General features: G+C 65.8%; 12 protein-coding genes and 4 pseudogenes. 7 read left to right on the top strand and 9 right to left on the bottom strand.

The features are described from left to right. Positions 1-136: 136 nt before the first annotated feature. From OL239_RS06900 to OL239_RS06875, 6 genes are all read left to right on the top strand, one after another. A complete protein-coding gene (locus OL239_RS06900; RefSeq protein ID WP_268911246.1) occupies positions 137-1354 on the top strand; it encodes a sensor histidine kinase in 1218 nt (405 codons plus the stop codon). Between the two features lie 2 nt (positions 1355-1356). Further along, positions 1357-2097 carry a response regulator gene (locus OL239_RS06895; RefSeq protein WP_268911245.1) on the top strand — a complete coding sequence of 247 codons (741 nt, stop codon included), beginning with the start codon at positions 1357-1359 and terminating at the stop codon, positions 2095-2097. 107 nt (positions 2098-2204) lie between these two features. Continuing rightward, positions 2205-2969 carry an ABC transporter ATP-binding protein gene (locus OL239_RS06890; RefSeq protein ID WP_268911244.1) on the top strand — a complete coding sequence of 255 codons (765 nt, stop codon included), beginning with the start codon at positions 2205-2207 and terminating at the stop codon, positions 2967-2969. 2 nt (positions 2970-2971) lie between these two features. After that, on the top strand, positions 2972-4552 hold the full coding sequence (locus OL239_RS06885; RefSeq protein WP_268911243.1) for an FtsX-like permease family protein: 1581 nt from the start codon (positions 2972-2974) through the stop codon (positions 4550-4552). After that, positions 4543-5481 (top strand): FtsX-like permease family protein, encoded by a 939-nt coding sequence (locus OL239_RS06880; protein ID WP_268911242.1) that lies wholly within the window; start codon positions 4543-4545, stop codon positions 5479-5481. The genes OL239_RS06885 and OL239_RS06880 overlap by 10 nt, the downstream gene beginning before the upstream one ends. Positions 5482-5623: 142 nt before the next feature. Beyond that, on the top strand, positions 5624-6145 hold the full coding sequence (locus tag OL239_RS06875; protein ID WP_268911241.1) for a hypothetical protein: 522 nt from the start codon (positions 5624-5626) through the stop codon (positions 6143-6145). Between the two features lie 55 nt (positions 6146-6200). On the opposite strand, the pseudogene OL239_RS06870 reads toward OL239_RS06875, so the two are convergent. Further along, positions 6201-7622 (bottom strand): annotated as a pseudogene (locus OL239_RS06870) (sugar nucleotide-binding protein). A gap of 4 nt (positions 7623-7626) precedes the next feature. Then, entirely contained in the window at positions 7627-8625 is a 999-nt protein-coding gene (gene rfbB, locus OL239_RS06865; RefSeq protein ID WP_268911240.1) for a dTDP-glucose 4,6-dehydratase, read from the bottom strand. 53 nt (positions 8626-8678) lie between these two features. Here rfbB and rfbA point away from each other — a divergent pair. Next, positions 8679-9562 (top strand): annotated as a pseudogene (gene rfbA, locus OL239_RS06860) (glucose-1-phosphate thymidylyltransferase RfbA). 64 nt (positions 9563-9626) lie between these two features. Here rfbA and metG read toward each other — a convergent pair. The 7 genes and pseudogenes from metG to OL239_RS06825 all read right to left on the bottom strand — a co-directional run bounded on the left by metG (position 9627) and on the right by OL239_RS06825 (position 18925). Then, a pseudogene (gene metG / locus OL239_RS06855) lies at positions 9627-11185 on the bottom strand (methionine--tRNA ligase). 153 nt (positions 11186-11338) lie between these two features. Next, positions 11339-12712 (bottom strand): FtsX-like permease family protein, encoded by a 1374-nt coding sequence (locus OL239_RS06850; RefSeq protein ID WP_268911239.1) that lies wholly within the window; start codon positions 12710-12712, stop codon positions 11339-11341. Continuing rightward, positions 12709-13434: an ABC transporter ATP-binding protein gene (locus OL239_RS06845; RefSeq protein ID WP_268911238.1), complete on the bottom strand. Its 726-nt coding sequence runs from the start codon at positions 13432-13434 to the stop codon at positions 12709-12711. Before OL239_RS06845 ends, OL239_RS06850 begins: the two co-directional genes overlap by 4 nt. Before the next feature lie 174 nt (positions 13435-13608). Further along, entirely contained in the window at positions 13609-15204 is a 1596-nt protein-coding gene (gene serA / locus OL239_RS06840) for a phosphoglycerate dehydrogenase (RefSeq protein ID WP_268911237.1), read from the bottom strand. A gap of 214 nt (positions 15205-15418) precedes the next feature. Next, on the bottom strand, positions 15419-16444 hold the full coding sequence (ilvC, locus tag OL239_RS06835) for a ketol-acid reductoisomerase (protein WP_268911236.1): 1026 nt from the start codon (positions 16442-16444) through the stop codon (positions 15419-15421). 57 nt (positions 16445-16501) lie between these two features. Then, complete coding sequence (gene ilvN, locus OL239_RS06830; protein ID WP_268911235.1) at positions 16502-17014, bottom strand: acetolactate synthase small subunit; 513 nt, start codon at positions 17012-17014, stop codon at positions 16502-16504. A 4-nt stretch (positions 17015-17018) separates the two neighbouring features. Beyond that, positions 17019-18925 (bottom strand): annotated as a pseudogene (locus OL239_RS06825) (acetolactate synthase large subunit). Between the last annotated feature and the right edge of the window lie 124 nt (positions 18926-19049).

Here is a 19049-nt window from a genome sequence, read left to right as displayed (position 1 = left end):
AACTCTGTGGTGCTGCACCAAATACCGTCCTTACCTGCGCTGATAGTCCGTGCTCATCCTAGCCGACCCCCATTCCCCGGCGGGATCACCCCGTGGCATGAGGTGTTGCCGGCCGCCGGCCCTAGAGTTGGTGTCCATGCTCGTGCACCGTCGAATTCATGCCTGGATGCAGGCCAACGCCTTCAAGGTCGACCTCGCCCAGGCCGTGGCGGCAAGCCTGCTCTTCGCCTTTCCGTTCCTGCTCACGGGGCATCCCTACATCGTCGAGTTCCTGCTCTCGATCGCCATCTGCATGTCCCTGGCGTGGAAGCGGAAACGGACCGTGGCAGCCGCATCGGTCCAGGCAGCGGCTTGCCTGCTCCAGCTGGTCCTTGTTCCGGTCACCGCGCTGCCCGCCGACATACTGGTCCTGATCATGGTGTATGCACTCGCCGCCAATGCGCCGCGGTGGGCGAGCTTCACTGGTCTGGTGCTGGCCATGATCGGCGGTTTCCTGTTTCTCCTGCAGTATTTTTTCCTGCAGACCTACACCCCGGGTTCCAACCCGGGCATTATTGGAGCGCACCTGGTGTTCCTCGTTGCCGTGGAAGCCGTCGTCCTGGTCTGCTGGACCTTCGGCGATCTGGCCCGGACCCGGCGGCTGGCAATGGAAGCGCTGCGGGACCACGCCCGCCGGCTGGAAGTGGAACGCCAGCAGGAACGTGATCTCGCCGCCGCCGATGAGCGGACCCACATTGCCCGGGAAATGCACGACATTGTGGCCCATTCCCTCTCCGTCATCATTACCCAGGCCGACGGCGCCCGGTATGCGAGCGCCCAGGATCCGGAGATTGCGGCCAAGACCCTGGGCACTATTGCAGAGACCGGCCGCGGCTCGCTGCGCGAAATGCGCCGCCTCCTCGGGGTGCTCCGCGGGGATGAACTCGCGTCCACCCGCCCCCTGCCGTCTTTGGAGGACGTCCCCTCCCTGGTGGACGCCGTCAAACGGGCCGGGCTGGACGTCAGCGTGGCCTGGAGCGGAACGATGCGCCGCGGGCTTCCGGCCGGGGCCGAGCTCACCGCGTACCGGGTCATCCAGGAATCCCTGACCAATGTGCTCAAGCATGCCGGTCCCTCGGTGCAGGCCCGCGTCGACCTGGAATGGACGCCCCGCGGGCTGCAGGTCACAGTGCACGACGACGGCCGCGGCGCCGGCGCGGACAGTCCGCCGCCGGCGCCGCCCTCCGCCGGTTCGGGGCAGGGCATCAATGGCATGAGCGAGCGGGTGGCCCTCTACGATGGAACATTGGCTGCCGGTCCGGCGGCCGGCGGAGGATTCCGCGTGACCGCATTCATTCCCTACACGGAGGCCTGAGCATGTCCGGCACCCAGCCCGCCCCTTCCGACAGCAGCGACACCGGAGCCGGCCCGATCCGCGTTGCCCTGGTGGATGACCAGCAGCTGGTGCGCGGCGGCTTCAAGATGCTGATCAACTCCCAGCCCGACCTCACGGTGGTGGCCGAGGCCGGAAACGGCAGCGAAGCGGTACAGGCACTCTCCGCCGTGCGCGCCGACGTCGTCCTCATGGATGTGCGCATGCCCGGCATGGACGGCATCGAAGCGACCGCCCGGCTCCTGGAGCGCGCCGCAGCCCAGCGCAAAGGATCCACGGACGGAGACCTGAAGGTGGTGGTGCTGACCACCTTCGACCTGGACGAATATGCCCTCTCCGCGATCCGCGCCGGGGCCAGCGGTTTCCTGCTCAAGGACGCTCCCCCGGAGGAACTCCTGGACGCCATCCGCACCGTCTACCGCGGCGACGCCGTGATAGCACCCTCGACCACCCGCCGGCTGCTGGACCATGTGGCGCCGCTGCTCCGTGAACCCACCGCTGACGTCAGCCGGCACGCGGCCGACGTCGAACGCCTCACCCCCCGCGAGCGCGAAGTGTTCGGACTGATCGCGCAGGGCCTGTCCAATCCGGAAATCGCCGCGCATCTGTTCCTCTCCGATGCCACGGTCAAAACCCATGTTGGCCACATCCTGGCGAAGCTCGGCGCCCGCGACCGGGTGCAGGCTGTGGTCATCGCGTACGAGACCGGTATTGTCGCCCCGTAGCCCGGGCGCCGGCCGGCCAGCTTCCACCCACGGTATGAGAAGGGGCCGCCCGATCCCCGCCCTTCCTCCGATGCTCCGGGAACAGGCCAGCACATAACGTAGGGAGCATGACAACCCTTACTGAGCACTCATCCGTGCCCGGCGGCTCCACAGCCGCCGCTGCCGCGGCCGCACTGAACAAGACCTACGGCTCCGGGGACACCACAGTCCACGCCCTGCGGAACGTGGACGTTACGTTCGAAGCCGGAACCTTCACCGCCATCATGGGACCATCCGGTTCCGGCAAATCCACCCTCATGCACTGCCTCGCAGGCCTCGACACCGCCGACTCCGGCCGGATCTGGATCGGCGGCACCGAAATCACAGCGCTCAAGGACGCCGAGCTCACCCGCCTGCGCCGGGACAGCGTTGGTTTCGTCTTCCAGTCCTTCAACCTGGTGCCCACCCTCACCGCCGAACAGAACATCACGCTCCCCGTAGCCCTGGCCAACGGCAAGGTGGACCGGCCCTGGCTGGCAGAAATCACCGACACCCTGGGACTGACCGGCCGGCTCAGCCACCGCCCGCATGAGCTGTCCGGCGGCCAGCAGCAGCGCGTCGCCGTCGCCCGCGCCCTGCTGACCCGCCCGCACGTGGTCTTCGGCGACGAGCCCACCGGCAACCTGGACTCCAAGTCCGGCGCCGAGGTGCTGTCCCTGCTGCGCCGCTCGACCCGGGAAATGGGCCAAAGCATCATCATGGTGACCCACGATCCGGTGGCCGCGTCCTATGCCGACCGGGTGGTCCTGATGAACGACGGCGAGCTCGTCGGGGAACTGGCGCAGCCGACCCCCGAGTCCGTGCTCGCCGCCCTGACCAAACTGGGGGCATAAGCATGCTGCAGGTAGCCCTGGCGCAGGTGCGCCTGAATGCCCGCCGCTTCATCGCCGTTTCCCTGGCCGTGATGATCGCCGTCGGCTTCCTGACGGCAACCCTGATCATCAATTCCTCATCCAAGGCTTCACTAACGCAGAGCATTGGAGAAGGGTTCCGCAACGCCGACCTGGTTCTTACCGCACAATACGTCGAGGAGGACCAGGGTTTCACGGTGTTGGACGATGACGAGGTGTCCCTGGTCCGCGGTTCCTCCGGGGTCGCTGAAACCTATGCCGTCCGCGCAGCGTACATCCTGTTCAACACCGACGGCGCCTCAAGCTCCGGACAGCTCACCAACATCCCGGATGACCCGTCCCTGCTGCCGGTGGAGGTTCAAGAGGGCAACCTGCCGGCGGGGCCGGATGAAGTGGCGGTGGATGGTGCCACTGCCGACCGGCTGGACCTGTCCGTAGGGTCTTCGCTGGGCATCAGTACACAGCAGGATACGGCTGCCGGGGAAGACCGGGAACTGGTGGTCAGCGCCATCCTGGCCGAATCACGGGACCCGCTGATGATGGGCGCTGCCCAGCTGTATGCAGAGGATGCTGTGGTGGCAGAGTACGCGGATCCGGAGTACGGATTCTCGAGCATCCAGCTGGGGGTCAGCGACGGTGCCGCTGTCCGCGCTGTCCAGACTGACCTGGAGCAGGCGTTTGCCGACGCCGGAACACGTGGTGTGGCAGTACGCACGGTGGAGGAACAAACCAACTACACGGTGGATTCCTTCACCGGTGGCAGCGATCAGCTAACCATAGTCCTGCTGGCCTTCGCGGCGGTGGCACTGCTGGTCTGTGCCTTGGTGGTTTCCAACACCTTCTCGGTGCTGGTGGCCCAGCGCACCCGTGAACTGGCCCTGCTGCGCTGCATCGGAGCGGACCGCGCCCAGATCCGCCGCTCGGTGATGGTTGAGGCGCTGGTGGTGGGAGTGGTCGCCTCCATTCTTGGCGTTGGCGTCGCGATCGGCCTCATGTCGGCCATCGTGGCCTACCTCCGGACCATACCGGAATCCGGTTTTGCCACCTTGGCCGTTTCCCCGCTGGCCGTTGCCGCCGGCCTGGGAGTCGGTATCCTGCTGACGGTCCTTTCAGCGCTGGTGCCGGCCCGCGCCGCGACGGCAGTCTCCCCGCTGGCCGCGCTGCGCCCTGCCGAGGATGTCCGGGCCGGAACCCGGAAGGGCCGGGCCCGTCTGGTCTCCGGGCTGGTACTCACCGTGGGAGGCGGACTGCTCCTTGGGGCAGGTGCCGTTTCAGCCAACCTGCTGATCGCCCTGCCCGGCGGCATCCTCAGCTTTGTCGGCATCCTGATGTGTGGGACGCTTTTCATCCCGCCGCTGGTCCGCGCCGTGGGATCGCTTGCCGCCCCGCTGGGTGTGCCCGGCAAGCTGGCGGCAGTGAACGCCATCCGCAATCCGCAGCGCACGGCAGCAACCTCCAGCGCCCTGCTGATCGGCGTGACCCTGGTGACCATGATGATGACCGGCGCCGCCACGTCCCGGTCCGCCTTCGAGGAGCACTGGACAAGGAGTATCCGGTGGACGTGAATGTCTTCGGCACCCTGCACGGTTCGCCGCTGTCTGAGGCCGATGCCGCTGCCGCCCGCACTGTGGACGGGGTGGAGGACGCTGTCCTGCTGCCGGTCGCCGGGCTGGTGGACTTCGGCGGCTGGGAAGAGGGCGTGCATGTCCTCGACCCTGATGAATCGGCTGTCCTGCGGGACCCGGGTGCTGTGCCCCAGCCTGGTTCAATCGTCATGCCCCAGGGAACCGATGCCACCTCCCTCACTGTCCGCGGCGCCAAATCGGACCTGGTGTTGAACGTCATCGAGACCGGCAACAGAGAGATGGTGCCGCTGATCACGGCTGAAACCGCTCAGGCCCTGGGCGGTGTTCCGGACCTGAAGGACCCCGAGGCGTGGTCACCGGTACCGGAACTGTGGATCGCCACCGAGGACCTGAGTAACCCGGAACTGATCGGCCTGCAGTCCGAACTGGTTCGCACGCTGGGGATCGAGGACTACCAGGTCTCCGGGGCTGCCGTCATCCGGGCGGCCTTTGAACAGGTAATCGACGTCCTGCTGATGGTGGTGACGGGCCTGCTGGGTGTGGCTGTCCTGATCGCCTTGGTGGGTGTGGCGAACACGCTGTCCCTGTCGGTGCTGGAACGTACCCGCGAATCCTCGCTGCTGCGGGCACTGGGCCTGACCCGGGGGCAACTGCGGGGCATGCTGGCGCTCGAGGCAGTGCTGATCGCCGGTGTGGCAGCACTGTTCGGCTCTGCGCTCGGAGCGCTTTACGGGTGGCTGGGGGTGCAGTCGGCACTGGGTACCCTCGCCGCAGTGGTTCCGGCGGTCCCCTGGCTTCAGCTGGGCGCCGTCTTGGCCGTCGCGCTGGTGGCCGGGCTCGCGGCGTCGGTGTTGCCGGCCCGCCGTGCCGCACGGCTCTCCCCGGTGGCCGGGCTGGCCGCGGACTAACCGGCAGCCGCATGACAGCCGTGGGTTCCCAAGCCTTGAGGCCGGGAACCCACGGGCCGGCCCGGCCCGCGAACTCGCGGCAGGTGCGGGGATCTGACAGGATAATCAGCAAACTGATCAGCACTAGTTGAAGGAGCACACCATGTCCGAAGCCGGAACCGTCTGGAAACTCGAGCACGCGTCCCTGTCCGCTTATCTGGATGATCATCTGCTCGCCGCGGAAACCGGAGTACGGCTCTTCAGTGCGGCGCGCCGGACGTGGGCCGGGTCAAAATATGAACAGACCTTCGCGGATCTGGAGAACGAAATTTCCGGGGAGCGCGACGAGCTCGAGCAGCTGATCATTACCCTGGGTTACCGCCGGAGCAAGTTCAAGCACCTGGTGGCCACGGCAGGGGCGGTCACTGGACGGCTGGGCCCGATCAATCCGCTCAGCACCGGCGGCGGAACAACGGGACAGTTCGAACTCGAAACACTGCAGTCCATTGTGCGGGCCAAGGAATGCCTGTACCGGACCCTGCTGTCCCTGTCTGCGCACGACCATCGGTTCAACCCCGCCCGGCTGCGGGAAATGATCGACATGGCCGGCCGGCAGCAGGACGCCGTTGCCCGCGTGATGGAGGAAACGGCTCCGGCGCGTTTCCTCACCGGCCAGGTCCGCTAAGGGTCCAGACTCTACTGTTCTGAGGCCGGCGCTTATCCGTGCCGGCCTCAGAAATCTAATTCTCGCTTAGGCGGCGCACATAGGCTTCCAGCCGTTTACAGGCAGGCCGGACACAAACCCCGTGCCGGTGAGTTTGTCCAAGTTCAGGGTGGAGAGCAGCGGCCGCGGAGCCACATGCTCCTTGCCCGCAAAGTACTCGGCCGTGGACACACCGGTCACCGCTTCCGGCGAAGCCCCCGACAGACGGAACACCTCACGGGCAACCTCGGCCCAGGACATCGCAGCCCCGCTGTTCGTCAGGTTGTACGTGCCGTACGGGGCGCCGGTGTCCAGCAGATGCCGGATACCGGCGGCCAGGTCCTCGGTGAACGTGAGCCGGCCGATCTGGTCATCGACCACTGACGGAGCGATCCCCGCGCGGCCAGCGATGCCATGGTCTTCACGAAATTGCCGCCCTCACCAATGACCCAGGACGTGCGGACAATATAGTGCGCCGGCACCGCCCCCACTGCGGTGTCCCCGGCGGCCTTGGACTGCCCGTAAACACCCAGCGGCGAGAACGGTTCATCCTCGCGGTGCGGCTCAACAGTGCCGTCGAAAACATAATCGGAGGAAACGTGCACCAGCGTGATCCGGTGTTCCACGGCAATCCGGGCCAGCCGGGCCACGGCTTCGGCATTGATGGCCCACGCCGGCACCCGCCCGGCAGGGGTTTCAGCGGTGTCCACGGCCGTGTAGGCGGCCGCGTTGATCACCGTGGAGTAGTTTTCCAGTTCCGGGCTGTGAAGGAATCCGGGTCGGTGAGGTCAAAACCGGCGCGGGAGAGGAACTCCACCCGGCCGTCGCCGTCGTACTCCGCGCGCAGCGCCCGGCCCAGCTGCCCGTCCGCGCCCAGGACCAGGATCTTCTTCGGCGGCATCGGCACCACATCAGCCAGGCGCGGATGGGCCTTGTCCTTATCCGAGAGCTCCGCCTGCTCCAGCGGGATCGGCCACTGAATGGCCGCGGTCTCGTCGGCGAGGTTCAGGAACGTGTACTGCCCCTGGGCATCGGCACTCCAGTGATCGTTCACCAGGTACGTGTAGGCGGTGTTGTCCTCCAGCGTCTGGAAGGCGTTGCCCACCCCGCGGGGAATGAAGATCGCCGTGTCCGGGCCCATCTCCGCGGTAAAGACGGTGCCGAAGGACGGGCCCTCGCGCAGGTCCACCCACGCACCGAAGATCCGGCCCGTGGCCACGGAAATGTACTTGTCCCACGGCTCGGCGTGGATCCCGCGGGTGGTGCCGGCCTTCTCATTGAAGGAGATATTGTTCTGCACCGGCCCGAAGTCTTCCAGCCCCAGCGCGAGCATCTTTTCCCGCTGCCAGTTCTCCTTGAACCAGCCCCGGTTATCCCCGTGCACCGGCAGGTCATAGAGAACAACCCCGGGAATGGGCGTGGAGTGGGCAGCCAGGGGCTTAGAGAATTCTACGGTCATGGCCTTACTGTCCCTGGACCTTGTACTTGGCCTCGGTGGCATCTTTCTGCGGCCGCCACCAGTCCTCGTTCTCCCGGTACCAGGCAACGGTCTCCTCCAGACCCTGCTCAAAATTGGAGAACTCCGGCGCCCAGCCCAGCTCCGAGCGCAGCTTGGAGGAATCAATGGCGTAGCGCAGGTCGTGGCCGGGACGGTCGATGACCTGGTCATAGGCGTCCGCGGGCTGTCCCATGTGCGTCAGGATCAGCTCCACAACGTCCTTGTTGTTCTTCTCCCCGTCGGCACCGATCAGGTAGGTGTGTCCGATCTCGCCCTTCTCGATGATCCGCAGCACGGCCGAGGAGTGGTCATTGGCGTGGATCCAGTCCCGCACGTTCTCCCCGGCACCGTAGAGCTTGGGCCGCACGCCGTCGACCACGTTGGTGATCTGGCGCGGAATGAACTTCTCCACGTGCTGGAACGGCCCGTAGTTGTTCGAGCAGTTGCTGATCGTGGCCTGAAGCCCGAAGGACCGGACCCAGGCCCGCACCAGCAGATCCGAGCCGGCCTTCGTGGAGGAATACGGGCTGGAAGGGTTGTATGGGGTGGCTTCGGTGAACCGTGCCGGATCATCCAGTTCCAGGTCGCCGTAGACCTCGTCGGTGGAGATGTGGTGGAAGCGGGTGCCGTGCTTCCGGGCCGCTTCGATCAGCGTGTACGTGCCGATGATGTTCGTGTCCAGGAAGGGACGCGGGTCATGCAGGGAGTTGTCGTTGTGGGACTCCGCCGCATAGTGGACCACGACGTCGGCCTCGCCCACCAGCGGATCCACCAGGGCAGCGTCACAGATATCACCCACGACCAGGGTGAAGCGCGCCGGGTCCAGGCCCTGCAGGGAGGTACGGTTGCCGGCGTAGGTGAGCTTGTCCAGCACCGTCACTTGAGCGTAGGTGTGCTCCAGTACATAACGAACAAAGTTTGACCCGATAAAACCCGCCCCGCCGGTCACCAAAAGTTTTTGCATGCGATCAACGATAAGTGATTGAAACCACATATATTACCCCCCAAGATAAGCACATGCGCGGAATCATATTGGCCGGTGGAACCGGCTCCAGGCTTCATCCCCTTACCCTCGGTGTCAGCAAGCAGCTAGTGCCCGTATATGACAAGCCGATGATTTACTATCCCCTCTCCACATTGATTCTTGCGGGCATCAAGGACATTTTGGTCATCACCACTCCTCATGATGCGGAGCAGTTTGTCCGGCTGCTCGGAGATGGAAGTCAGTTTGGCGTCAGCATCACCTACAAGCAGCAGCCATCGCCCGACGGCCTGGCACAAGCATTTCTGCTGGGCGAAGACCATATTGGAAACGGCCCTGTCGCACTGGTCCTGGGGGACAACATCTTCTACGGATCGGGAATGGGAACCCAGCTTCGGCGCTTCGCCGATATTGATGGTGCCGCGGTCTTTGGTTACTGGGTCGCTGACCCTGGTTCTTACGGCGTCGTGGAATTTGATGCAGCGGGAACTGCCATCTCCCTCGAGGAGAAACCCGCGCAGCCCAAAGCCATTACGCAGTTCCGGGCCTGTATTTCTACGACAACGACGTAGTGGAGTTTGCCCGTAACCTTAAGCCCTCTGCGCGGGGCGAGTTGGAAATTACCGACCTGAATCGTATCTACATGGAGAAGGGAAAGCTTCAGGTCGAGATCCTGCCCCGCGGCACAGCGTGGCTGGACACCGGAACGTTCGACTCGCTCCAGGATGCATCTGACTTCATCCGCACCATCCAGAAGCGTCAGGGCCTCTCAGTGGGCTGCCCGGAAGAGATCTCCTGGCGTTTGGGCAACATCAGCGATGAGGAGCTGCATGCCCGGGCGCTTCCACTGGTCAAGAGCGGATACGGCCAGTACCTGCTGGACCTGTTGAATCAGAAACAGCCTCAGGCCGCGTACTAACGAAAAGGTGCTCCTCTCAACAAGAGGAGCACCTTTTCGTTAACTCGTGGGCCGTAACGGGAAGCTAATCGGCGGGTTCCTCATACCTGGGGAAGACGGGCGCCGGCGCCGGCAGCGGAGTGCCCGGCACCAGCGGGGTGCCGATCGCGCTGAACCGGCGGGCGCCGTCGTCGGCCTGGCCCAGGACCGTGAGCAGCTTGGCCGCGCTGTCCGGCATCACCGGCTGGATCAGGACGGCCACGATCCGCAGCACCTCCAGCGTCACGTACAGCACGGTGTTCATGCGTTCGACGTCGGTCTTCCGCAGCACCCAGGGGGCCTGCTCGGCGAAGTACGCGTTGGTGTCGCCGAGGACCTTCCAGGTGGCTTCGAGCGCACCGTGGAAGTCCTGGACGTCGTAGGCCTTGCGGGAGATGTCCAGCAGCTCACCGGCCGCATCCAGTATGGCGCGGTCCTCGGCGGTGAACTCCCCCGGCTGCGGAACGGCCGCGCCGCAGTTCTTGGCCACCATAGACAGGGAACGCTGGGCCAGGTTGCCCAGGTTGTTCGCCAGGTCCGAGTTCATCCGTCCCACCACGGCCTCGTGGCTGTAGGAGCCGTCGCCGCCGAAGGGCACCTCGCGCAGCAGGAAGAACCGCACGGAGTCCAGGCCGTACTGGTCCGCCCATTCCCTGGGCGCCACCACGTTGCCCAGGGACTTGGACATCTTCACGCCCTTGTTGTGGAGGAACCCGTGGATCATCACGCGCTTGGGCAGTTCCAGGTCCGCGGACATCAGGAATGCCGGCCAGAAAATGGCGTGGAAACGGGAAATGTCCTTGCCGATGACGTGCACATCCGCCGGCCAGTACTTCTAAAAGATTCACTCTCGGTGTTCGGGAAGCCGACGCCGGTGAGGTAGTTGGTGAGGGCATCCACCCACACGTACATGACGTGCTCAGGGTTGCCCGGCACCGGGACGCCCCAGTCGAAGGTGGTGCGGGAGATGGACAGGTCCTCCAGGCCGCCCTTGACGAAGCTGATGACCTCGTTGAACTTGGACTGCGGTGCGGCGAAGTTCGGCTGGGACTCGTACAGTGCCAGCAGCTTGTCCTGATAGGCGGAGAGCCGGAAGAAGTAGCTTTCCTCCTCGGTCCACGTCACTTCGGTGTCCGTCTCCTTGGAGTACCGGATGCCGTCGTCGCGCACTTCGGTTTCGTCGTCGGAGTAGTAGGCCTCGTCCCGGACGGAGTACCAGCCGGCGTACTTGGAGAGGTAAATGTCGCCCTTCTCCTCCATTCGCTTCCAGATGGCCTGCGCCGCAGCGTAGTGGTCCTTGTCCGTGGTGCGGATGAAGCGGTCATGGGAAATGTTCAGGTCCCGGCTCATCTGCTGGAAAGCAGCGGAGTTCCGGTCGGCCAGTTCCTTGGCGGTGATGCCTTCCTTGTCCGCGGACTGCTGCATCTTCAGGCCGTGCTCGTCCGTGCCGGTCATGAAGAAGACGTCATACCCGTCCAGGCGCTTGAAGCGGGCCATCGCGTCGGTGGCAATGGCCTCGTACGCGTGGCCGATATGGGGCACTCCGTTGGGATAGGAGATGGCCGTGGTGATGTAGAACGGGGTCTTGGAATCGGAAGAAGTCACATAAGAAAATTACCCTGTTTCGCCCGCGGTTGTCGCTTCGGACAGTTCCGGCGGCGTCTGACGGGCACCGGCCGCATCGAAGCGCTCAACGCGACCCGGGGCAAGAAACACCGCAGCAGGGATGATGGTTGCCGCGCACCGCGGCCAGCGTATTTATCCCCGTGGCCCGGAACCGGTTTCCAGCACCCCGGTCAAAACCGGGCCCATGGCAGCGAGTCCGGCCCGCACCAGCGCCACCCCGACGGCGAGCGAGCCCGCCAGGAAGGCCATGGACAGCGGCTCAAACAGCACCGCGGCTCCGGTGAGGGGGAACAGCAGCAGTGCCGGGACCGCCGTCGACACGATGCTGACCAGGAGTACCGGCTGCATCACGGCGCCAATGCGGGCGGCGTCGATGACCCCGCGCGGCATGCCCATGCGGTCAAGGCTCCGGTAGAGCTCCGCCCGGTCCAGCACCGTGGCCGCCTGGTTGATGCCCGCGGAGCAGGCGACCATGAGGAATCCGGCCACCACCGTGATCAGTACGCCTGTCATGATGTCTTGGCCCAGGAAGTCCTGGAGCCCTTCAGACGGTACGCCCTGCACAAGGGCGGCTCCGGATCCGGCGACGACCGCCGTGAAACACACCATGGACAGTGCGCTGACCTGCCTCCACGCCGCTTTCGGCGCATCAAGCACAATCCGCGCGGCAAGCAGTGCCTGCGGTGTCGCAGCCCGGCGCAGCCGCCGCCGCGCGGAAACGGCCACCAGCCACGGCCCCGCCAGGTTCAGGACCGCCAGTCCGGCGGCAAAGGCACCGAACACCACGGCCAGGGCCACCACCGCCGACGCGCTGGGCGACATGAGGGCGAAAACGCACCCTGCAATGATGAGCACCGCCGCGGCCACCCGGCGCCCGCGCACCCGTTGCGGGACGGCACGGGTGCGGACGCCCAGCGGCGAAACGGCCACCCGGCGCAGGCCGACGGCGGAGCTGACCGCTGCCAGGGCTACCACGACCGCCACTGTGAGCAGTCCCGCGGCCGGGTGCAGCCAGTACGCCGCCCCCAGCGGTGCTCCGCGGAAGTGGATCAGCTGGACAAACGGCGCGAGCACCAGATAGCCGGCCACGCCGGCCAGTGCTCCGGCGAGCGCCTGGGCACCGGCTTCCAGCACTGTTACCTGGCGGACCGTGGCGGCGGAGGCTCCGAGCAGGCGCAGGGTGGAGAGGTGCTCGTCCCGGCGCCGGGCGGAGAGCCGCGCGGCGGACCCGCCGAGGGTGATCAGGGGAAGCACCAGCAGGATGAGCGCAAAGCCGGCGAGGAGCAGATAAAGGTCACCATCCCTGTCCCCCCACTGCAGGAAGGACAGGGCACCGGCAAGGACCGTGAGCAGCAGCGTGGTGACCACGGCGAACGACGCCGCCGGCAGCAGGGCTGCGGTCCTCCCGGTGGTGCCGGGGCGGTTCAGCAGCCAGGCAATGCGCAGCGGAACGGTCAGCGGGGAGGCATGAACCGCGCGGGTCGGGGCGGAGGCGGCGGTGCTCATCGGCGGACTCCCGACGCACCGGCCGTGTCCGCGACAACGACGCCGTCGGCCAGTGTGATCACCCGGCCGCACCAGCGTGCAACCTCGGAATCATGGGTGACCACCATCAGCGCACGTCCGCTGCCCTGGACCGTTTGCAGCAGCAGCCGCATCACCTCCGCCGAGGTGCTTGAATCCAGGGCACCCGTGGGCTCATCGGCGAACAGCATCCGGGCGCCGGTGACCTGTGCCCGGGCGATGGCCACCCGCTGCGCCTGTCCCCCGGAAAGTTCACCGATCCGCCGTCCCTCCATGCCGGCCAACCCCAGGGCGGCCAGCGCGCCGGCCGCTGCCTGCTCGGCCTGCCGGCGTTCCGTGCCGCCGAGCATAAGGGCCAGGGCCACGTTCTCCCCGGCGGTGAGCTCGGGAATCAGCAGCCCCTGCTGGAACACGAATCCGAAGTCCCGGCGGCGCAGGGCCGACCGGGCATCGTCCTTCAGGGCAGTGACCTCGACGGGCAGTGCGGCGTCCCGGAACAGCCGGACCCGGCCGGCGTCGGGCTGCACAATGCCGGCCAGGCAATGCAGCAGGGTGGTCTTGCCGGAGCCGGAGGCACCCATGACGGCCACGGATTCACCGGGCCGGACGGTGAGGCTGACACCGGACAGGGCGGGGGCCCCGTTGTAGGTCTTGACGAGGTTTTCGGCGGCCAGCAGCGGCGCACCGGACATGGAGGAAGTCATGACTCCATGCTGTCGTGGGGCAGGTGCCCGGGACGTCGGAGCCAGGCATGAATCCGGCGGACGGCGCCTCCTACTGCGGGCTGACACGCCCCTACTCCGGGCGGAGACAGCCCGGACGTGCCAGGGACCGGCCCGCCGAAGCGGAACCGGCCCCTGCGGCGCGGGAACTTAGCCTCAGCCTTGCAGGTCAACCTCGCGGACGACTGTGGCGCCGATTTCGGTGCGCAGGGTTTCCAGCACGTCCTGCGGAACGGAGGAATCCACGGTCAGCAGCGACAGGGCCTGGCCGCCCTCGGTGTTGCGGGCCACCTGCATGCCGGCAATGTTGATGTCCTTCTCCCCCAGGATCCGGCCCAGGGCGCCGATGACGCCGGGGCGGTCGGCGTAGATCAGCACGAGCAGGTGCTCGCTGATCGGGATTTCCAGGTCGTAGCCATTCACGCCCACGAGCTTTTCGATCTGCTTGGGGCCGGTCAGGGTGCCGGCCACCTCCAGCTGCGAGCCGTCGGACAGCGCGCCGCGGATGGTCAGCACGTTGCGGTAGTCATCCACCTCCGGGGTGGTCAGCAGGCGCACCTCGATGCCGCGCTGCTCGGCCAGGACCGGAGCGTTGACGTAGGAAACCTGCTCGGACACGATGTCGGTGAAAATGCCCTTGAGCGCGGCCAGTTCCAGGGCCTTAACGTCCAACGCCGCAATTTCCCCGGCCACTTCAATGTCCACCGCCGTGACCGAGTCATGGGACAGGGCGGTGAAGATGCGGCCGAGCTTCTCGATCAGGGGAATGCCCGGGCGGACGTCTTCGGCGATGACGCCGCCGGCTACGTTGACGGCGTCGGGCACGAGTTCACCCGCCAGCGCCAGGCGGACGGATTTGGCGACCGAGACGCCGGCCTTTTCCTGCGCTTCCTCGGTGGAGGCACCCAGGTGCGGGGTGACGATGACGTTGTCCAGGGACTGGAACGGCAGGTCCGTGGAGGGTTCCTTCACGAAGACGTCCACGCCGGCGCCGGCAATTTTGCCCTCGGTGAGCGCCGTGTAGAGGGCGTCCTCATCCACTAGGCCGCCGCGGGCAACGTTCACCACGTAGGCGGTGTCCTTCATCTTCCCGAATGCCTCCGCGCCGAGCATGCCCAGGGTTTCGGGGGTCTTGGGCATGTGGATGGTGACGAAGTCGGCCTGTCCCAGCAGTTCATCCAGGGTTACCAGCTTCACGTTCAGCTGCGCCGCGCGGGCCGAGGTGACGTACGGGTCATACGCGAGGATCTCGGTGCCGAAGCCCTGCAGCCGGGCAGCGACGAGCGCGCCGATGCGGCCCAGGCCGATGATGCCGATCTTCTTCTCGAACAGTTCAATGCCGGAGTACTTGGACCGCTTCCATTCCCCGCCCTTGAGGGCGGTGCTGGCCTGCGGAATGTGGCGGGCAAGGGACAGAATGTGGCCCACGGTCAGTTCCGCCGCCGAAATGATGTTGGACGTGGGGGCGTTCACCACCATGACACCGGCCCGGGTGGCAGCCTTGATGTCCACGTTGTCCAGGCCGACGCCGGCGCGGGCAATGACCTTGAGCTTGGGAGCGGCGGCGATGGCTTCGGCGTCCACCTGCGTGGCGGAGCGCACGAGGATGGCGTCGACGTCGGCGATTGCGGCGAGCAGCTGCGAACGGTCCGCTCCGTTGGTGGAACGGATTTCGAAGTCCGGGCCCAGGGCCTGGACCGTGGCCGGGGAAAGTTCTTCCGCAATGAGTACGACGGGTTTGGTGGCTGTCACCGGTGACCTCTTTAGCTGTGGTGGATTCTGGTGGGGATCTTGGTGAAGCGATTTTCTGCGCAAAGAGGCCGGACCCGTTCAACCGGGCCCGGCCTCCTCACCGAAACGGCTTGCTCCTTCGAGCTTATCGTTTCGCTGTTTCGCACGCTCAATCGTGTGCGCTGTATTACCGGCAGGTTACCGTTGCCGGTTCCCTGCCCGGCTCATTTGACGCTTAGCGGGAGACGGAGCCCTCGGTGTAGTCGTCGTCGGACTTGATCCAGGAGAACAGCTTGCGCAGTTCGCGGCCCGTGGACTCGATCGGGTGGTCCTCGCCCTTCTGGCGCAGCGCCTTGAACTCCGGTGCTCCGGCGTCCTGGTCATCGATGAAACGCTTGGCGAAGGCACCGTTCTGGATGTCCGCCAGGACAGCCTTCATGTTTTCCTTCACGTGCTCGTCGATGACGCGCGGGCCGGACACGTAGTCGCCGTACTCGGCGGTGTCCGAAACGCTCCAGCGCTGCTTGGCGATGCCGCCCTCCACCATCAGGTCAACAATCAGCTTCAGCTCGTGCAGCACCTCGAAGTACGCGACCTCCGGCTTGTAGCCGGCCTCGGTCAGGGTCTCGAAGCCGTACTGGATCAGCTGCGAGGCGCCGCCGCAGAGCACTGCCTGCTCGCCGAAGAGGTCCGTTTCGGTCTCTTCGGTGAAGGTGGTCTCGATGACGCCGGCACGGGTGCCGCCAATGGCCTTGGCGTAGGACAGGGCAAGTTCCTTGGCCTTGCCGGACGGGTTCTGCTCGACGGCGATCAGGTCGGGAACACCGCGCCCGGCTTCGAATTCGCGGCGGACGATGTGACCCGGTCCCTTAGGCGCAACCAGCGCGACGTCGACGTCGGCCGGCGGCTGGATGTAGCCGTAGCGGATGTTGAAGCCGTGGCCGAAGAACAGGGCGTCGCCGGCCTGCAGGTTCGGGGCGATGTCCTCGGCGTACACGAAGCGCTGCACCTGGTCCGGGGTCAGCACCATGATGAGGTCGGCTTCGGCGACGGCGTCGGCGACGTTCAGCACGCGGAGGCCTTCGGCTTCGGCCTTGGCGCGGGACTTCGAGCCCTCCTTGAGGCCAACGCGGACGTCGACGCCGGAATCGCGGAGGCTGAGTGCGTGGGCGTGGCCCTGGCTGCCGTAGCCAATGACCGCGACGGTGCGTCCCTGGATGATGGACAGGTCGGCGTCGTCGTCGTAATACATGTCAGTCACAGTGTGTCTCCTACTAAAGGTGTCTTGGATGAAGGTTGGTGCGGAACCGGCGGAAGTCTAGGCGCTGCGCAGCGCGCGGTCGCCCATGGACTTCGCGCCGCGGCCGATCGCCAGGGTTCCGGATTGGACTATTTCGCGGATGCCAAAGGGTTCAAGCACTGCAAGGAGTGCGTTGAGCTTTTCGGCGGTGCCTGTGGCTTCAACGATCAGCGAGTCGGTGGACACGTCAACCACTGAAGAACGGAACAGCTCGGCTGCCTGGGTTACCTGCAGCCGGGTTGCGGCATCCGCGCGAACCTTGACCAAGATGTGGTCGCGTTGCACGGAAGACTCAGGAACCAGCTCGACAATCTTGATGACATTGACGAGCTTGTTCAGTTGTTTGGTGACCTGCTCCAGCAGGTCGCCCTCGGCCTCGACCACCACGGTGATGCGGGAGAACCCGGGCACCTCCGAGGGGCCCACGGCCAAAGAATTGATGTTGAAGGCCCGGCGGGCGAACAGGGACGCAACCCGGGTCAGGACACCGGGAACGTCTTCTACCAGCACGGAAAGGGTGTGGCGTGCCATGGCCCTAGTCCTCCTCTTCCCATTTGGGTGTCATGTTGCGGGCAATCTGGATCAGGTCGTTGGACACGCCCGAGGGGACCATCGGCCACACCATGGAATCGCGGCTGACCACGAAGTCGACGACGACGGGGCGGTCATTGATCTCCAGCGCCTGGCGGATGGTGTCGTCAATGTCCTCCTCCCGCTCGCAGCGCAGTCCGGCACAGCCGTACGCATCGGCCAGCTTGACGAAGTCCGGAACCCGGACGGTGTCATGGCCGGTGTTCAGGTCGGTGTTGGAGTAGCGGGACTCGTAGAAGAGCGTCTGCCACTGCCGGACCATGCCCAGGGAGGAGTTGTTGATGATGGCAACCTTGATGGGGATCTTGTTGATCAGGCAGGTGGCCAGTTCCTGGTTGGTCATCTGGAAGCAGCCGTCGCCGTCGATCGCCCAGACCACCCGGTCCGGGTTGCCGACCTTGGCGCCCATGGCCGCCGGAACCGAATAGCCCATGGTGCCGAGGCCGCCCGAGTTCAGCCAGGCGCGGGGACGCTCGTACTTGATGAACTGCGCGGCCCACATTTGGTGCTGGCCAACCCCGGCCACGTAGACGCCTTCCGGACCGGTGAGCGCGCCGATGCGCTCGATGACCTTCTGCGGGGCAATCTGTCCGTCCTCGGGCTCGCTGAAGCCCATCGGATAGGTTTCACGGAGCCGGTCGATAATGGCCCACCACGGAGCGATGTCCGGACGTTCCTCGGCGAACTGCAAGCGGACGGCGTCGCTCAGCTCCGGGATGATTTCCTTGACGGATCCGACGATCGGCACGTCCGCCGGACGGTTTTTCGAGATCTCCGCCGGGTCGATGTCGGCGTGGATGACCTTGGCGCCGGGAGCGAAGGAGGACAGGACGCCGGTGACGCGGTCATCAAAGCGGGCGCCGAGCGTGATGAGCAGGTCGGACTGCTGGAGTGCGGTGACCGCGGACACCGAGCCGTGCATGCCCGGCATGCCGGCGTGCTGGCGGTGCGAATCAGGGAAGACTCCGCGGGCCTGGAGCGTGGTGACGACGGGTGCACCCACCAGTTCAGCCAGTTCCAGGAGCTCGGCCGAGGCGTCTGCCTTGAGCACGCCGCCGCCCACATAGAACACGGGCCGCTGGGACGCAGCAATCAGGCGGGCGGCTTCGCGCACCTGTTTGGAGTGTCCGCGGACCACCGTCCGGTAACCCGGGAGGTCGATCCTGGGCGGCCAGGAGAACATGGTCTTGGCCTGCTGAGCGTCCTTGGAGATGTCCACCAGCACCGGGCCGGGGCGGCCCGTGGTGGCAATGTGGAACGCTTCGGCCAGGACCCGGGGGATGTCGTCGGCGTTGGTCACCAGGTAGGAGTGCTTGGTGATGGGCATGGTGATGCCCACGATGTCGGCTTCCTGGAAGGCATCGGTGCCGATGAAGGCGCTGGAGACCTGGCCGGTGATCGCGACCATGGGAACGGAATCCATATGCGCGTCGGCGATGGCGGTCACCAGGTTGGTGGCACCCGGGCCCGACGTCGCGATGCAGACACCGGCGCGGCCGGTGACCATGGCATAGCCTTCGGCGGCGTGGCCGGCGCCCTGTTCGTGGCGGACCAGGATATGCCGAATCTTGGTCGAGTCCATGAGCGGGTCATAGGTCGGGAGGATCGCGCCGCCGGGCAGGCCGAAAATGTCATCGACTCCGAGTTCTTCCAGCGCCCGGACGATGGCCTTGGAACCGGTCATCTCGGTGGGCGGAACCACGTTGTTGGGGCCCTGGACCCGGTTGTCCACGACGTCGGAGGGGTGGAGATGGAAGAGGCCACATCACGTGTCTTGGCCGCGGCCGCCTTGGCGGCAACGCTGGCCTTGTTGGCCATCAGCGACGGGCTGATTGGCGATCCCTTACTCATAAAGACTTCCTTACGGATACTTATTCATGTGATCTGCGGCGGCCGTCCGGACGGTTAGCCCGGGCCGGCTTTTGTGCTTTGTCTGAAGCCAATAAAAAAACCCCTCGTGCCGGTTGGCTCCGTA

Origin of the sequence: Arthrobacter sp. ATA002, from assembly GCF_026898095.1 — a bacterium.
Taxonomy (GTDB): domain Bacteria; phylum Actinomycetota; class Actinomycetes; order Actinomycetales; family Micrococcaceae; genus Arthrobacter_B.
This window is presented reverse-complemented; position numbering and strand designations above follow the sequence as displayed.

What these genes read in the sequence shown, in the direction of transcription:
- OL239_RS06900 (WP_268911246.1), top strand. Translation starts at nt 137, where the DNA reads ATGCTCGTGCACCGTCGAATTCATGCCTGGATGCAGGCCAACGCCTTC.
- OL239_RS06895 (WP_268911245.1), top strand. Translation starts at nt 1,357, where the DNA reads ATGTCCGGCACCCAGCCCGCCCCTTCCGACAGCAGCGACACCGGAGCC.
- OL239_RS06890 (WP_268911244.1), top strand. Translation starts at nt 2,205, where the DNA reads ATGACAACCCTTACTGAGCACTCATCCGTGCCCGGCGGCTCCACAGCC.
- OL239_RS06885 (WP_268911243.1), top strand. Translation starts at nt 2,972, where the DNA reads ATGCTGCAGGTAGCCCTGGCGCAGGTGCGCCTGAATGCCCGCCGCTTC.
- OL239_RS06875 (WP_268911241.1), top strand. Translation starts at nt 5,624, where the DNA reads ATGTCCGAAGCCGGAACCGTCTGGAAACTCGAGCACGCGTCCCTGTCC.
- rfbB (WP_268911240.1), bottom strand. Translation starts at nt 8,625, where the DNA reads ATGCAAAAACTTTTGGTGACCGGCGGGGCGGGTTTTATCGGGTCAAAC.
- OL239_RS06850 (WP_268911239.1), bottom strand. Translation starts at nt 12,712, where the DNA reads ATGAGCACCGCCGCCTCCGCCCCGACCCGCGCGGTTCATGCCTCCCCG.
- OL239_RS06845 (WP_268911238.1), bottom strand. Translation starts at nt 13,434, where the DNA reads ATGACTTCCTCCATGTCCGGTGCGCCGCTGCTGGCCGCCGAAAACCTC.
- ilvN (WP_268911235.1), bottom strand. Translation starts at nt 17,014, where the DNA reads ATGGCACGCCACACCCTTTCCGTGCTGGTAGAAGACGTTCCCGGTGTC.